Consider the following 13,557-nt stretch of genomic DNA (forward strand, 5'->3'; position numbering starts at 1 on the left):
AATGCTCTCGTTACGTTCAAACTCTTAAAAAACTGCCGCGCCTGCCTATATAAGCCAGGCTGTAGACCTGAAGTCTACAAATTTAGCGTTACTGACAATTCACAATCCAGTGAACCGGCCCACACTAAGGAGGTTATATGCGAACGCGTAACTTTAAATCTGAGTCTATGTAATCTGATCAGCTGGCGCTGCCGAGAATGGCGGACTCCGCTACCCCGGTGATAGACCGGGGTAGCAGGAAGAAAGAGTAACGATTTACCGGTTTTAAAACCAAATTTTCGTCAAATGGGATACAAGCGCCCAAGGCCGGTTCCCGTCTGACAGACCGAAGTTGTGATGTGTGCATCGCCCCCCTGGAAGTTGTTTTATTGAATTGCTGTGTGTAGTTTTGCGGGGATAATACCCCGCTTTTTTTTTGCTTATTCTTCTTCGTCACCCCACCTTCCTGTGCCATCATACGTATAGAAAATAACTTTTCACTTCTGACCCTTTTTCAGTTGAAGTCTTATGATTTGATATTCCGCTAATACACACACATTAAGGAATGAAAATGAGCAACGATATTCATAACAAAATTGCTGATGCTTTAGCTTCTGTTGGTTTAAAACTTTCCGATGGATATACCCGGGCCGCACTCTTACTGAAGATGAAAGGTTCAGTTAGTCTCAATTTTGCTGTTGATGGCAAACCTGTCACTGTCACTCTCCATATGACTGAATCGGGTGATGTTACTGCTACCACTGATTATGACGATTCAACCGCTACTGCCGCAGCAGCAGCCGCAGCCACTACAACGCCAACACAAGAGTCGGTGGAAAAACCAGCAGAAGAGTCGGTGGAAGAGCCAGAAAAAAGTAATACACGAAAAGGCCCAAGGCCTAAGTAATAACTGCGCTGGAACTACATGTTGGCATAATTATAAATATCAAAACTGGCGGGGTTAAATCCCCGCTTTTTTATGCCCGATTTCCTTCGTCACCTGAATACCCCGTGAGACTATAAGTAAACAAAACGAACAACACGGGGCAACGCCATGACCACCAGCAAAGAGAAAAATGTATTCTACGTTCACTACTATGAATCCGACTCCAGTGGTGGCGAACTGCCACTGATGCGCATTGAAGCGGAGAACGAAGATGAAGCCAACCTGATCTGTCTTCGCAACCTCGCGGATGTTTATGACGTTGATCATGACGACATCAGTCTTGAAGACGGCTTCGAAGTGAACGGCAATAGCGTTTATCTGCAAGGTATCTACCCGGCGACCTCAGAGCAGGCACTGGTAGTTGATGCGGTATTTAATATGACTTCTGTAGAACCAGTCGCTGAGGCTGTGACCGGCACGGCGGAATCCGCCTGCGGTATCAGCCTGGTCTCTGATAAGGTCTGGCTGGAAAGCTGGTTCGACCTCGAAGACAAATTTGCTGATCAGATGGCCCACGTCGCTGAAGATGACAAGTCTGATACACGCTTCTTGCTCTACCGTGACCAGGTCATCGATGTGCGTGAATGCGAGACATCTTCTGTCCCAGGCTGGGATCTCCAGTTCGGCTTGAGCGGCGGTACGCAGATGCTATTCATTCGCCTTTCTGATGATGGCGATCACGTTGCACTGGGTCTCGAATAACTGCTGCCTGCGCCCGGGCTTGTTTGCCCGGGTTGCTCCCCTCCCCTGAATCAAACCGAGTATCATGACATCATTCTGAGGAGTACCAGACGATGAGCGAAGTAAAGCACTTCAGCATCACGAAAACCGTTGATTTTTACATCAATGAAGCATCCCCGGAAATTATTGCGGGCCGCAGGATCTATCTGGAAACCGTATTGATTCCTCGCCTTCGTACCGGCCTTGCCGTGCTCAATAAGATGGGCCTGACCGAGCGTGAAGATATGGAGCTGCGCGATGTGTACCAGCGTGGCGTGGAATTTTTTGACAAATTGTTCGATGGCCCTGTCCCGCAGGCCAATACCACCACCAGCCACTAATCCGCAAATTTTGTCCTTTTTTTACCCGGCTCTGACTTCGTCACCCGGGTAACCAGTGATTTAATAAGTAAACAAAACGAACATACCAATAATCACTGGGGATGCACCATGTTTAAAAGTCTGTCTGAATTGATGACCAGCGTTGGCAAGACTGATGCGCATAAAGTCTCGATAGTCCAGGTTAAAACCGGTGTCACCTCGTGGGGCCGCAAAAACCAGTCATCCCGGCCTACGGCTGAATACCAGATCTGGATGGATACTCCTGACAACGACAGTCGTATCGTCCTGAAGCTGAATTTCGTGCTGAGTTCCCGCCGTAACCAGCCTGAGAAGAATGCGCCCCTGAATATTGAAATCAGCCAGTACGCTAACTGGGATACGGTGAAACGCGCCTGGGCGGAATGCGCTCCTGAACGCTATATGCGGCTGGAGAATGAAACGACAGATGAGTTTATGTCCACCAGCGGGGTCTGGGAAGAAGCATCCGTCATCACCAATGACATGCAGCCGGATTACCGCTACTTCTGTCCAGGCACGTCCTATTACGTGGCAAACGACAGCTACTGAAGCCAGAAAACACACCATATAACCGAGGATCTACCATGACCGACGCTATCCAGACTGCCCCTGAAAGCTTCAGCCTTTCTTCCCTGACCGACCTGTATCGCACAGTGCAGGCAACCGAGTCCCACGCTCTTTCAATGATGCGTGTCCAGAGGGGGATCACCTCCTGGGGGAGCCGTCGTATAACTGACCGCCGAACTGAGGGGTTCACCGTCTTTCTGGATGCGCCGGATAACGCCAGCCGTATTACTGTTAAAACGGAGTTCGTGCTGAATGCAGCAAAGACCGGCCCTGATACGTCTAATGATCTGGTGGTGGAAGCGCGTGAACATTCAGGCTGGGATGAGAGCCGGAATTGTTTCACTGTTACCCGCGAGATCGGCGAACTGCGGGTTAATGCTGGTGGTGAAAATCATGCTGCTACACTTCGTCAGCTGTGGAAGCTGCTTCACGCGCAGGCAAAAGCCTACCAGTCCAGAAATACTGCCGGTAACGCCACCTGGCTTATGTTCTGATAAGCCCCGGGCATGGTAATGTGCGTCACGACATTACGCCGTGGCGCACTACGTTCGTTTAGAAGGAAATGAAGATGAAAATAAGCCAGCTGGAAGTCGGGATGAGTGTCTGGTCGGTTAGCCGGGTAAATATGGGCAACACCACACTTAAAACAGTTGTCGTCCACCCGGTCGTGATTGTCGAAGTCCATGATAACCACGTCATAGCCACCTGGAATGGTAACGCCCCGCGTCGTTTCGGTGAGTCCGTCGTTAAGGGCTGGAAGAAAGAAAAGCCGTTGCTGATCCGTGAAGGTTTCGGGCAAATGCGCCTGGCTACCAGGGAAGAGAAAGCGCTGGCTGGTAAGTAACCCCCTTCGTGACCTGTATGACCCGTGGTGTAATGGCTCCGACAACCTGGCAGTTTTCGCAACGCAACACTCTGCCGCAAATCACCCTCCACGGGGCCAGACAGGGAATACACGATGACCGATGCCATTCTCTCTGAAGAGCTGTACTTCAAATACCTCAACACCTACGAACGCGAAAGCAGGTTTCGCATTGACTCTTTTCGCTTTGATGGCGAGCCTCAGTGGACAACCAAATTCGGTCAAGCTCGCATCCGCCCTTCTCAGGTACGTGTACTGCTCTGCCGCTGCGGGGCAAACAACTGGAAAGACGATGGCAGGTTCGCCAATGAGTACTGCTGCGACAGCTGCGGACAGTTCGTGGAGGTGCTACAGCATAACGACCGTTGATTCGCGTCCCGGGGCCGGAGCTGATGGCTCACTGATAAACCATTTCAGACCGACATATTCATTCTGATAATACCCGACGTATCGCCTTCGTCACCTGCCGGGCCCGTGTTGTACTGGTATCAGTACAACATAAAACGAGATCACGGGGCGCATCATGCAGACACTGACCGACGTATTCAGCGATAAGGCGAATAAAGCCTTTCATTCGATTTTCGCCGATTTCCTGCCCACCAGCGCGGATGGGGTAATCACCTTTACGGTTCGCGGCTATGGCGGAAAAACTGCCTGCATGACCGTCCCCTCTGGAACCCCGGTTTTCGTCTTTGGCACTGAAGAGCTCGCCGACTTCCATCGCTCCGCCGTGGCGGGTGAATTCTACATCGTTGATCACGGTGGTTTCCGCACCCTGAATCAACAGGTAGAACGTGGCCGCGTCCCAGTCATCTACGACATCCTCTGAAGGGATCCGATTATGGCAATCGACACAGTTTACCGCCTGCGGCTCGATTTCGACGTGTATAACGGCGATGTCATCGACACCAAAGAGCAGGAAGACAAAGACCAGATCTCCATTGCGAAAATCACCCAATTTATCTTCGATGCCTCCGTTCGGCTCAAGCTTGATGCCTGCGAAACCAGCGATGGCGGGCCAGCACATGGGCCTTACTGTGTTCTTGAGCACTGCAACCGAGCTGTACTGGAACAGGCCGAAACTGAAATTAAACGCTATGTGAGACGCTTTAAAGGCCATTCACTGGAAGACTGATGAACCCGGTACATCCACCAGCATGAGGATGTACCTGACTTCGATAGCCGCTGCCGGGCTGTGCCTCCTGAGCAGCAGAGGACAAGGTACGGATATGCCAGACAATAAACCCCGGATGACTGCCGCTGAAATGACTGAGCGAGCCTATCACTTCTTCCTGGACGCAAAGGGTCTGTCCCCTCGTGCCGGGCAGGTAGACATGATGGCGTTTTGCAGCGCAGTCGTTAACGCTACCCCCGCTGAGGAGCAGTATCGCGTCGGGGTTATTGAGGCCGGTACGGGGACAGGGAAAACACTCGGGTATTGTCTGCCGCTGATCCCCCTGGCGATGGAAAAGCATAAGACGCTGATCATCTCCACGGCAACCGTTGCGCTTCAGGAACAAATCATCTCCAAGGATCTGCCAGAAATACAGGCGAGAGCGGGCCTGAGCTTCTCCTATGCGATGGCGAAGGGCCGTAGCCGTTACTTCTGCCAGATGCGCTGTGACGTTCATATGGAAAGCGAGATGAATGCCTATGGCTACATCCGCGATGATGTGGAGGATATCAGCAAGGCCTTTGCTGGTGGTCACTGGACAGGAGAGCGTGATTCCTATCCTGATGAGATCAATGAGGCGGTATGGGGTCGGGTCAATGCTATTGGCAGTCAGTGCCCTAAAAAGCGTTGCCCACATTATCACCGTTGTCCGTTCTTCCTCGCCCGCGCCCTGCTGGAGTCGGTGGATGTGGTTATCGCCAACCATGACATCGTATTGTCTGACCTGTCACTGGGAGGCGGTATTATCCTTCCCCCGCAGGAAGAGTCCATTTATGTGTTCGACGAAGGTCACCACGTTCCGCAGAAAGCAATTAACCACTTTGCGACCTCCGCCTCTCTCGATGCCAGCAGGCATTTCATGAGCGAAATCTTCGACATGGTAATGACCATGCCAGAGTCCTACGGCGGGACTATGGAAAAGCACGTGCAGCAGCTGGTGGAGCTTGCGGGCCATGCCGGTGATGAGCTCGGTGAGCTGCGGGGGACACTTTTACGCTCCCTGAACTGGCGAAACGATCACGAAATGCCAAATGGCACGGAATCGGACATCTATCGCTTCCCGGAAGGTTTCGTTCCTGAAGATATTGCGGCCCTGTTTAAGCCTGGGTTAAAGACAGTAAACGAGATGCAGAATATCGTTGTGAAAATGACGGCGATTGTAGATGAGGCCGGGCGGGATATCAGCGAGGAAGAACTGGCCCTTCAAAAGATGGCTGTCGGCGAGCTGGCAAATCGCCTGGCGGGTATGCATCAGGCTCTGGCCTCATACTGCGGGAATAAAACCGTCTCTGGTATGCCTATGGCCCGGTGGATTAACGTCCGTCGTACTAAACGCAGCACCGAAGTGGTGATTAATTGCAGTCCGGTCTATGCGGGCGAACACCTGAAATCCGAGCTCTGGTCGAAGGCTTATGCCACCATTGTGACCTCGGCAACAATCCGCTCCCTTAGCAAGTTTGACGCATTCCTGGAGCAGGCCGGTCTTCCAGTCGATACACCTACCCTGCTGGCCCGCAGCCCGTTTGATTACCAGAACAACGGCGTGTTGTTCATCCCCCGTATGCGCTCGGTTCCGACCAATCATGAAGAACATACGGCGGAGATCATCGAACTCCTTCCCAAACTGGTGCTTCGGCTTCAGGGTTGCCTCGTGCTGTTCGCCTCCCGCAGGCAGATGGAAGAAGTCAGCAAGGCGATGCCTCAACACATTTCACCGCTTCTGCTGATACAGGGGGCACTTCCAAAACGGGAAATACTGCTGCGCCATAAGCTCAGAATCGACCGTGGTGAGCCGAGCATTATCTTTGGTATGGCTTCTTTCAGTGAAGGGGTGGATCTGCCTGGCGTGTACTGCAACAACGTCATCATTGCCAAGCTGCCTTTTAGCGTTCCGACCGACCCGGTGGGCCAGACCCTGACGGAGTGGCTGGAGAAAAACGGGCGTGATGCTTTCCGGGAAATCTCGATACCGGAGGCCTGCCTCAAACTGACCCAGTCCGTTGGTCGGCTTATCCGCACAGAGAGCGATACCGGCGCGGTGACTATCCTGGATAAACGCCTGAAGACAAAAGCCTACGGGAAAGACATCCTCGCATCCCTGCCCCCTTTCAGGCGCGAAATTCGTTAATCAACAGTCGAGAGGTTGCTATGCATAAAATTGAATGCCCACGCTGTCTGGGTGGTAAGGGTGAGATCCGAGCGTTCCGGCACGTTCAAGGCGGTGTGTGTTTTCGCTGCAAGGGCCGGGGGTATGTCGAGGTGAAAACCATCCCGAAGCCTTCTATCCGGTTTGTTGCTATGCAGAAATGGGCAAATCCAGAGGACGTTAACTACAACAATGGGGATTTTATCAGGACGTTCTATTTCAAGGCCCGAAGTCAGGCTGAAGCAACAAAGAAGCTTCAGAAAAAACTCGGCGCGTCAGGTCGTGAGTTTTATGCCACTCCTGCGGATGATGTCCAGCAATAAATGGGGGCGTTTTGTAGTGGTTTATTCACTCTGAAATCTATCACTCTGGTTATGATTGGTTTCGAAACAAATGACAGGTGGTAACACATGAAAAACCAGGCTAAAACACAACATTCTGTTTTTAAGTTCATTCGAGCTGCGATTCCGGTAACAGTTCTATCGGCTATACAGTACGCTGTCATTTCTACATTGCTGGTGGTTGGAAAAATTGACCTTCAATGGTCGGAACTCGCTACATCACTTCCGTTATGTATTATTGCAATATTCTCAACAGCATTTGTATTTTACGACCCAAATGAATATGAGTACTTTCTTTCAGTGCTGGGAATGCTTACCGTTTGGGTTTTAGTGTTTATTGCATCAATACTCCTACTTGTAATCGCGCGAGGTTTTTCCTTCATCACAAGCAATTATGTAACATATGCTGAATTGGCTTCCTATTCCATACAGATAGGAATGATGATTGTATTTTACTTCAAGAGGGATAGTCTTAATCAACAGACCCTATAGATACAGTATTTCGCGATTAATATTATCATTGAACATTAACGCACAAAATTTACCCCCACGTCATACAAGGTTACCGATGCAATGAAAAATAAAATTATCGATGCAAAACTTGCATTTTTTAAAGTAGAGGGAACTCCAAGTACTGGTCACGTTGTGGTTATCGGGAAACCATCATCTGGGAAAAGTTTCTGCCTTACTGATGAAATAACGCGTTTGTTAAAAGCAGGTAAAAACCACGAAAATTAATTTGAATATTGCAAGCGGGGTTTGCTATGACATCAATTATTACCACTTTATATGAAAAACTTTCATTTCGTGTGCTCGCAGTTCCGCTGATTATTTTCAGCATTGAATTTTTGATATGGGCAGTGCTTATTCGAGAAAATGTTATATCCGGGGACTGGCCTTTGTATAGAACTTGTTTGTTCGCTTGTTTTTCCTCGCTGATTATAACTGGATTCACATTCCAGAATCCTGAAGGCAGTGATTTCCTAAAGGCAGCAGCAGGTCTCCTTGGATGTCTGGCCTTGGGGGGATTGATAATTATTATTTATTATATTGGCACTCTCGAATTTCCGATTATCACTGCCAAGATGGTTTGGATTTTCATGATGGCAAGCTTTACGTCTCAGCTTTTCACTTGCCTGATGAAATCGATGACTGATTAATTTGAAGTTCAGCAAAAACAATTGCAGAGCAAAGTTATTTATTCACTCATTTTGCGATCTAAGTATGCTTACGCTGAAGTAACCGAAAAGTACCTTTCTTGAAAAGTTTTTTCGGGATTTTAGGAGAAATGGATAATGGCATTCTCACTTACTTTCCATCAATACATTCTGGAGTAATAACATGTTTACTTTAGTTCTCGTGATTGGGCTTTATTCAAGTGGTCTTAATCCAAGTGGTGTCACCTCTCAGAAAATACCTGACTACAAAACCTATGATGAATGCCAGAGTGCCGCGCCTAAAGCAAAGCGTGGGGAAACTATCACCATCTTAAGTTATTGCATTCCCCAGCCTGCGGATAAGACAAAGGCGTAAAGGCTTCGCTATATGTGAATTATCGAAGGGGTGTCCATTTCATACCCGATTACTTCGTCAATTGTCGACCGGTGGGATAATAGGATTAAAACAGTTTTTAGCTTCACGATATTATGGAGAAACCGCCGTCATGCACCCATTCGATTCGGTCAGAGTAAAACTGAGTTTTGCCGGAAAGCCACCAGCGGCTTTACTGCAAAGCGCCCTATTTCTTGAAAATCAGCGTCCCGAATCCTCCAGTTGGAGCGACCCGGGCACGGCGGGTAATACACTGCTTCGCGACATCCTCCGGTCACAACCGGTTGAACTGAGCACTCTACAAGGCGTGGTTAATCTGACTACTGGCAACCTCGGTAAAGCCGAATGTAGTGAGTTGCTTGCACTGATGGGCCTTCGTAGCTTCGGTGAAGAAGCTGCTGAGTTAATGGTTCGCAATGCGTCAATGGTTTTTGCGAGTGGACAGGCTAATGCAAAGAACCTGATTCGCATGGAAGTCACTAAATCACACCTTACTTCTGATAAGCAGGTCATTGTCAGTACTGAAACCCTTGAGCGGCGTATGTACGTCATGAACAGCAACGGTATCTGCTTCGTCGTTGAGCCTGAGATCTGCCTTGATGCCGAGAAACTGCCGGGCGCGGATTTCTTTATCACTGAAGACGAAATGGATGCTGCGGGCGTGAGCCGCTGGGGTGAAAACGGCAGTCAGCACTGGCGATGCATGGTTACCTGGTTCAATGGCAGTAGCACCATCATGAACGAAATGGGACACATGTACGAGCTCGGTGATGAACCTGAAATTCGGCTCAATAGCTTCGGTGGATAAAGCCCACCAGCGAGGAAATACGATGAGACACGATAACGTCAAGCCCTGCCCTTTCTGCGGTTGTTCATCTATCCGGGTTCGGGAGATTTCGAATAATTTTCGCGCCTGCTGCAATTCCTGTGAGGCCACGGTGGCGTTTCAGGACTCCGAACAAGCCGCTGTGACGCGCTGGAATACCCGCGCTGAAGAGAAACAATCTGGCGGACTCCAGTCAGCATAAATTAAGCCCCGGGCTGCTCTGGGCCTGAATACCGATAAGAGGAAACACCGACATGAAATTTTACATCAGCGACGTTTTATGGAAATCCGGGCAGGCATTCATTTTCTCGTTTGTCACTGCTCCGGCAGTTGCGTTACTGCTCATTCTGTTCTGCACAGTTCTTACCAGTTCACCATCCAAGGTCTTCCTCGATCAGGCCCGTAGTCTGGTTGGAAATGCCACCAGCACCTCGGTCATGGTTTGCCCTGAAGAGAAAGCAGTGTTTGCCGCGTTCCGCTCCTCAGAATGCCAGCGACACGTGGTGAATGCCGATGATGCCATTAAACAATGGGACTCGCTGTTGCTCAAAGGCTACCTGATAGTGGCGGGTATCGCTCTTATCTGCTGGATGGTAAGCGAGGCAGTTAACTACCGCAGAAAGCCGTGGCGCTATGGGATCCGTCCCTCTGATATGACATTTAGCTATACAAAACTCGTGCCGAAAGAATCCGATGATGACGCGGATAAATAACCACTCATTTAGCACGGCAGACAGCCGGTCAATGCCAGCAGCACAGGGGGCAGTATGGGTAGACCTACAGGCAATATCGTCAGACTCACAAAATCAACAGGCCGCAGCAGCGACTTTTTCGGGCCATGTGAGTTGTGTGGAAAACATATGTCAGAAGCATTCCGTACCCGAAAAGCGCGTGAGTGGCAGCGTGAAAATGGCGAACTCTATTACGGCCATGATTCCGCCGTCATGTATGCACATGAAAAATGCATTCTGAATCTGGAAAGCAAATTTACCTCAAATTAACGACTGGTGAGATTTATGAAAATACCTCTGGGTAAGACGTTCCCAATTTTTTTTATCTTATTGGTGGTGGTGCTGGGGGGCGCTATCGCCGAGAAACTGCTATGGGAGGGACACCTCTATCCCGATTTTCTTATCAGTGATGCCTATGTGGCGAAAGATACTCAATTGCAGGCCAGTAACGACACAACACTGTTGAAGCAGTGCTACGCTCAGCACTTAACTGGATGTGAAAAGTATTATAGAAGCTTCAGCCAACTGGAGGTCAGGGGTAACGATCTCAAGTCGCTGTGTAAAGTCCTGACAAATAACACTGATCTGGACGTCTTTCAGAGTGATGCTCAATTGCTGGTTCGTTGCTCACGATGGAATGTTTTCCGTGTAATTCCATTTAAACCTACAGATAACGCAACTGATAAATTTAAGCCAATGGTCGATATGGTTGGGAGCTGGATGGCCTACAACCGGCTCTCAAAAGAGCTACTTCATGAAGATCCGGTCGATATCTTTTTTGTTGGACTGGATGAGGGAAAAAAGCAACTATCCCTGAAATATTGCTTTACCGGGGTTGATCAAATTCCTCCTCAAGTAGCTTTCCAGCGATGTGACACCGAGTCGGATACGACTAAAACCCAGAGTGACAAATCATGATGACATTTCTCGCTAATTTGCATCGCCATACTACGGCCTGCCGCAGCTTCGCATTCTTCACTCTGGTCTCCGGCCCGGCGATTGCTTTATTTATCACGTTCATCTGCATGAACTATTCAGGTTCACCTTCAGCGCATCTGGTTAGTGCAGCCAGGGCTGTCATTGATGGTGCTCCGGTCGGCAAACTAATGGTATGTACCGAAGAGCCACAATCCACGACTCCCCCGACACTTATCGAATCTCCCTGCGTTCGCGAGGCGGTCGATGAATCAATAGTAACCGCGAAGTGGGATTCAAACTTCCGAATGGTTTACGCAATGCTTGCTCTGCTTTCTTCTGTTATCTGGTGTCTAGTGAGCGCCACACGAGCGAACATATTCAAGGACGCTAAACCCCCTACTCGATAAGCCTGTCAATTCTCAAATAAAATGATGAAAAGTTGTGAAATTAAGGAGTGATGATGAACATAAATTACAGTATTAATAACAGTGTGCTCATGATGATGAGTGAGTTTATGATTACAGCTTTTGTAATCGTAATACTTTTTGTGATTGTATTAGTATATAACAAAGCGTTTAAGTCTGAATTAAGCATAAAAATATTTTGTTTTAGTCAGTTAACAGCCATTTTCATTTCCGTATTAGAAATAACAACAAAAAGAACAAATGCTGGAAGTATCAGTATTACATGGAGTGACGGCATCCATCAGTTTTATACTCACGTTTTTCTGGGGTTTGCTTTTTCTTTCTTACTTTTTTTGCTTGGTCTTTATGACTACAAAATGAAAGGCAACAAAGATGGTTTAAAGGATTGCAAAAAACATGTTTTACCGTGTTTCATAGGGAGTTGGTTCGTATTAATAATATTCTTTTTCTCCGCTTCGCCTTTGCGCTATGAGGAGAATTTGATTACGGATGCTCGCGTCGTAGCTTCGGATCCCAATCGAACCACAATTATCTATGCTGATGGGTTCTACTGGCTATTTGATATGGATAGAAATGAATTTGATAAGTCTATATCCAGAGAGATAGTCAGAGGCAACTACAAGATGTTATGTACTTCAGATACACCAGCTACCTGCTGGGCGGGCAGAAAATTCCCCAAAAACACATCACTGGATAAAGTTTTATGAAAGATTGTAACGCTGAGAAATATAGCTATTCATGTCTTTTCGCAGCGGTATTTAGACCAGGTGAAATGCCTGTCATTTCCGCGTTCCGGGCGCGGTATTGGGCTCTAATCATTCGATGGGCATTGCGTTTCGGTTACACCGTTTGCCTGATTGGCAGCACTGGAACCGGAAAAAGTTACCTCATCGAAAGAACGCTACCAGGACGGATCATTGATGCCCGACTGTTACTGGTAAAGAATGATTGGCATGGCCCTGTGCCATTCAGTTTGCGCGGTGCAAAGCCCGGCCCAGTTGGCATTGATGAGTCGTCCAGCTTTTCAGAGGAAACGGGCTTTGTTGAATAAATCGAACTTTTGCTGAGTTGAAGGATCAGATCACGCATCTTCCCGACAACGCAGACCGTTCCGTGGCAAAGCAAAAGTTCAAAATCACCAACTGGCCCACCTACAATAAAGCCCTCATCAACCGTGGCTCCATAACTTTCTGGCTGGATGATGAAGCTATTCAGGCCTGGTATGAGTCAGCAACACCTTCTTCACGAGGCAGACCTCAGCGCTATTCTGACCTTGCCATCACGACTGTGCTGGTCATTAAACGCGTATTCAGGCTGACCCTGCGGGCTGCGCAGGGCTTTATTGATTCCATTTTTTCTCTGATGAACGTTCCGCTACGCTGCCCGGATTACAGCTGTGTCAGCAGGCGGGCAAAGTCGGTTAATGTCAGTTTCAAAACGCCCACCCGGGGTGAAATCGCACACCTGGTAATTGATTCCACCGGGCTGAAGGTCTTCGGTGAAGGCGAGTGGAAAGTCAAAAAGCATGGCCAGGAACGCCGCCGTATCTGGCGTAAGCTGCATCTCGCCGTTGACAGTAAAACACATGAAATCATCTGCGCTGACCTGTCGCTGAACAACGTTACGGACTCAGAGGCCTTCCCCGGGTTAATCCGGCAAACCCACCGGAAAATCAGGTCAGCCGCCGCCGATGGCGCTTACGATACCCGGCTATGTCACGATGAACTGCGGCGTAAGAAAATCAGCGCGCTTATCCCTCCCCGAAAAGGTGCTGGTTACTGGCCCGGTGAATATGCAGACCGTAACCGTGCAGTGGCTAATCAGCGAATGACCGGGAGTAATGCGCGGTGGAAATGGACAACAGATTACAATCGTCGCTCGATAGCGGAAACGGCGATGTACCGGGTAAAACAGCTGTTCGGGGGTTCACTGACGCTGCGTGACTACGATGGTCAGGTTGCGGAGGCTATGGCCCTGGTACGAGCGCTGAACAAAATGACGAAAGCAGGTAT

General features: G+C 49.0%; 23 protein-coding genes. All 23 read left to right on the forward strand.

The window, feature by feature from the left end:
• Window positions 1-550: 550 nt before the first annotated feature.
• On the forward strand, window positions 551-886 hold the full coding sequence (locus tag OGY13_RS06110) for a hypothetical protein (RefSeq protein ID WP_007372266.1): 336 nt from the start codon (window positions 551-553) through the stop codon (window positions 884-886).
• Between the two features lie 147 nt (window positions 887-1,033).
• Window positions 1,034-1,627 (forward strand): hypothetical protein, encoded by a 594-nt coding sequence (locus OGY13_RS06115; RefSeq protein ID WP_007372267.1) that lies wholly within the window; start codon window positions 1,034-1,036, stop codon window positions 1,625-1,627.
• Window positions 1,628-1,719: 92 nt separating this feature from the next.
• The gene (locus OGY13_RS06120) at window positions 1,720-1,986 is read left to right on the forward strand and encodes a hypothetical protein (protein WP_007372268.1); all 267 of its coding nucleotides are present in this window, start codon (window positions 1,720-1,722) and stop codon (window positions 1,984-1,986) included.
• Window positions 1,987-2,094: 108 nt separating this feature from the next.
• Complete coding sequence (locus OGY13_RS06125; protein ID WP_286637564.1) at window positions 2,095-2,553, forward strand: hypothetical protein; 459 nt, start codon at window positions 2,095-2,097, stop codon at window positions 2,551-2,553.
• 35 nt (window positions 2,554-2,588) lie between these two features.
• A complete protein-coding gene (locus OGY13_RS06130; protein WP_007372270.1) occupies window positions 2,589-3,065 on the forward strand; it encodes a hypothetical protein in 477 nt (158 codons plus the stop codon).
• Window positions 3,066-3,139: 74 nt separating this feature from the next.
• Window positions 3,140-3,415 carry a hypothetical protein gene (locus tag OGY13_RS06135; protein ID WP_007372271.1) on the forward strand — a complete coding sequence of 92 codons (276 nt, stop codon included), beginning with the start codon at window positions 3,140-3,142 and terminating at the stop codon, window positions 3,413-3,415.
• 114 nt (window positions 3,416-3,529) lie between these two features.
• Complete coding sequence (locus tag OGY13_RS06140; RefSeq protein ID WP_007372272.1) at window positions 3,530-3,802, forward strand: hypothetical protein; 273 nt, start codon at window positions 3,530-3,532, stop codon at window positions 3,800-3,802.
• Window positions 3,803-3,956: 154 nt separating this feature from the next.
• Window positions 3,957-4,262 carry a hypothetical protein gene (locus tag OGY13_RS06145; protein ID WP_016241563.1) on the forward strand — a complete coding sequence of 102 codons (306 nt, stop codon included), beginning with the start codon at window positions 3,957-3,959 and terminating at the stop codon, window positions 4,260-4,262.
• A 12-nt stretch (window positions 4,263-4,274) separates the two neighbouring features.
• Window positions 4,275-4,568 carry a hypothetical protein gene (locus OGY13_RS06150; RefSeq protein WP_007372274.1) on the forward strand — a complete coding sequence of 98 codons (294 nt, stop codon included), beginning with the start codon at window positions 4,275-4,277 and terminating at the stop codon, window positions 4,566-4,568.
• Between the two features lie 94 nt (window positions 4,569-4,662).
• Window positions 4,663-6,735: an ATP-dependent DNA helicase DinG gene (gene dinG, locus OGY13_RS06155; RefSeq protein ID WP_016241562.1), complete on the forward strand. Its 2,073-nt coding sequence runs from the start codon at window positions 4,663-4,665 to the stop codon at window positions 6,733-6,735.
• A 20-nt stretch (window positions 6,736-6,755) separates the two neighbouring features.
• Window positions 6,756-7,076 (forward strand): hypothetical protein, encoded by a 321-nt coding sequence (locus tag OGY13_RS06160; protein ID WP_016241561.1) that lies wholly within the window; start codon window positions 6,756-6,758, stop codon window positions 7,074-7,076.
• A gap of 87 nt (window positions 7,077-7,163) precedes the next feature.
• Entirely contained in the window at window positions 7,164-7,586 is a 423-nt protein-coding gene (locus OGY13_RS06165; protein WP_024196082.1) for a hypothetical protein, read from the forward strand.
• An 81-nt stretch (window positions 7,587-7,667) separates the two neighbouring features.
• Complete coding sequence (locus tag OGY13_RS06170) at window positions 7,668-7,832, forward strand: hypothetical protein (protein WP_007372277.1); 165 nt, start codon at window positions 7,668-7,670, stop codon at window positions 7,830-7,832.
• A gap of 26 nt (window positions 7,833-7,858) precedes the next feature.
• Window positions 7,859-8,254 (forward strand): hypothetical protein, encoded by a 396-nt coding sequence (locus tag OGY13_RS06175; protein WP_024196081.1) that lies wholly within the window; start codon window positions 7,859-7,861, stop codon window positions 8,252-8,254.
• A 181-nt stretch (window positions 8,255-8,435) separates the two neighbouring features.
• Entirely contained in the window at window positions 8,436-8,627 is a 192-nt protein-coding gene (locus OGY13_RS06180; RefSeq protein ID WP_016241560.1) for a hypothetical protein, read from the forward strand.
• A 130-nt stretch (window positions 8,628-8,757) separates the two neighbouring features.
• Window positions 8,758-9,453 carry a hypothetical protein gene (locus OGY13_RS06185; RefSeq protein ID WP_007372278.1) on the forward strand — a complete coding sequence of 232 codons (696 nt, stop codon included), beginning with the start codon at window positions 8,758-8,760 and terminating at the stop codon, window positions 9,451-9,453.
• 22 nt (window positions 9,454-9,475) lie between these two features.
• Complete coding sequence (locus OGY13_RS06190; RefSeq protein ID WP_032155220.1) at window positions 9,476-9,673, forward strand: Lar family restriction alleviation protein; 198 nt, start codon at window positions 9,476-9,478, stop codon at window positions 9,671-9,673.
• A 52-nt stretch (window positions 9,674-9,725) separates the two neighbouring features.
• Window positions 9,726-10,184, forward strand: a complete 459-nt coding sequence (locus OGY13_RS06195) for a hypothetical protein (protein WP_008786599.1) — start codon at window positions 9,726-9,728, stop codon at window positions 10,182-10,184.
• A 147-nt stretch (window positions 10,185-10,331) separates the two neighbouring features.
• Window positions 10,332-10,472: a hypothetical protein gene (locus tag OGY13_RS06200; RefSeq protein ID WP_007372281.1), complete on the forward strand. Its 141-nt coding sequence runs from the start codon at window positions 10,332-10,334 to the stop codon at window positions 10,470-10,472.
• Window positions 10,473-10,487: 15 nt separating this feature from the next.
• A complete protein-coding gene (locus tag OGY13_RS06205) occupies window positions 10,488-11,120 on the forward strand; it encodes a hypothetical protein (RefSeq protein ID WP_007372282.1) in 633 nt (210 codons plus the stop codon).
• Window positions 11,121-11,580: 460 nt separating this feature from the next.
• On the forward strand, window positions 11,581-12,252 hold the full coding sequence (locus OGY13_RS06210) for a hypothetical protein (protein ID WP_007372283.1): 672 nt from the start codon (window positions 11,581-11,583) through the stop codon (window positions 12,250-12,252).
• Entirely contained in the window at window positions 12,249-12,596 is a 348-nt protein-coding gene (locus OGY13_RS06215) for a hypothetical protein (protein ID WP_286637565.1), read from the forward strand. Before OGY13_RS06210 ends, OGY13_RS06215 begins: the two co-directional genes overlap by 4 nt.
• A gap of 17 nt (window positions 12,597-12,613) precedes the next feature.
• Window positions 12,614-13,557 (forward strand): IS5 family transposase (locus OGY13_RS06220; protein ID WP_188010678.1); only part of this gene is annotated, 944 nt, incomplete at its 3' end.

It is taken from the genome of Citrobacter sp. Cpo045 (assembly GCF_030332875.1).
GTDB lineage: Bacteria > Pseudomonadota > Gammaproteobacteria > Enterobacterales > Enterobacteriaceae > Citrobacter > Citrobacter portucalensis.

Excerpts from the sequence above, each read along its gene's own strand:
- OGY13_RS06110 (WP_007372266.1), top strand. The coding sequence starts at position 551 with ATGAGCAACGATATTCATAACAAAATTGCTGATGCTTTAGCTTCTGTT.
- OGY13_RS06115 (WP_007372267.1), top strand. The coding sequence starts at position 1,034 with ATGACCACCAGCAAAGAGAAAAATGTATTCTACGTTCACTACTATGAA.
- OGY13_RS06120 (WP_007372268.1), top strand. The coding sequence starts at position 1,720 with ATGAGCGAAGTAAAGCACTTCAGCATCACGAAAACCGTTGATTTTTAC.
- OGY13_RS06125 (WP_286637564.1), top strand. The coding sequence starts at position 2,095 with ATGTTTAAAAGTCTGTCTGAATTGATGACCAGCGTTGGCAAGACTGAT.
- OGY13_RS06130 (WP_007372270.1), top strand. The coding sequence starts at position 2,589 with ATGACCGACGCTATCCAGACTGCCCCTGAAAGCTTCAGCCTTTCTTCC.
- OGY13_RS06135 (WP_007372271.1), top strand. The coding sequence starts at position 3,140 with ATGAAAATAAGCCAGCTGGAAGTCGGGATGAGTGTCTGGTCGGTTAGC.
- OGY13_RS06140 (WP_007372272.1), top strand. The coding sequence starts at position 3,530 with ATGACCGATGCCATTCTCTCTGAAGAGCTGTACTTCAAATACCTCAAC.
- OGY13_RS06145 (WP_016241563.1), top strand. The coding sequence starts at position 3,957 with ATGCAGACACTGACCGACGTATTCAGCGATAAGGCGAATAAAGCCTTT.
- OGY13_RS06150 (WP_007372274.1), top strand. The coding sequence starts at position 4,275 with ATGGCAATCGACACAGTTTACCGCCTGCGGCTCGATTTCGACGTGTAT.
- dinG (WP_016241562.1), top strand. The coding sequence starts at position 4,663 with ATGCCAGACAATAAACCCCGGATGACTGCCGCTGAAATGACTGAGCGA.
- OGY13_RS06160 (WP_016241561.1), top strand. The coding sequence starts at position 6,756 with ATGCATAAAATTGAATGCCCACGCTGTCTGGGTGGTAAGGGTGAGATC.
- OGY13_RS06165 (WP_024196082.1), top strand. The coding sequence starts at position 7,164 with ATGAAAAACCAGGCTAAAACACAACATTCTGTTTTTAAGTTCATTCGA.
- OGY13_RS06170 (WP_007372277.1), top strand. The coding sequence starts at position 7,668 with ATGAAAAATAAAATTATCGATGCAAAACTTGCATTTTTTAAAGTAGAG.
- OGY13_RS06175 (WP_024196081.1), top strand. The coding sequence starts at position 7,859 with ATGACATCAATTATTACCACTTTATATGAAAAACTTTCATTTCGTGTG.
- OGY13_RS06180 (WP_016241560.1), top strand. The coding sequence starts at position 8,436 with ATGTTTACTTTAGTTCTCGTGATTGGGCTTTATTCAAGTGGTCTTAAT.
- OGY13_RS06185 (WP_007372278.1), top strand. The coding sequence starts at position 8,758 with ATGCACCCATTCGATTCGGTCAGAGTAAAACTGAGTTTTGCCGGAAAG.
- OGY13_RS06190 (WP_032155220.1), top strand. The coding sequence starts at position 9,476 with ATGAGACACGATAACGTCAAGCCCTGCCCTTTCTGCGGTTGTTCATCT.
- OGY13_RS06195 (WP_008786599.1), top strand. The coding sequence starts at position 9,726 with ATGAAATTTTACATCAGCGACGTTTTATGGAAATCCGGGCAGGCATTC.
- OGY13_RS06200 (WP_007372281.1), top strand. The coding sequence starts at position 10,332 with ATGTCAGAAGCATTCCGTACCCGAAAAGCGCGTGAGTGGCAGCGTGAA.
- OGY13_RS06205 (WP_007372282.1), top strand. The coding sequence starts at position 10,488 with ATGAAAATACCTCTGGGTAAGACGTTCCCAATTTTTTTTATCTTATTG.
- OGY13_RS06210 (WP_007372283.1), top strand. The coding sequence starts at position 11,581 with ATGAACATAAATTACAGTATTAATAACAGTGTGCTCATGATGATGAGT.
- OGY13_RS06215 (WP_286637565.1), top strand. The coding sequence starts at position 12,249 with ATGAAAGATTGTAACGCTGAGAAATATAGCTATTCATGTCTTTTCGCA.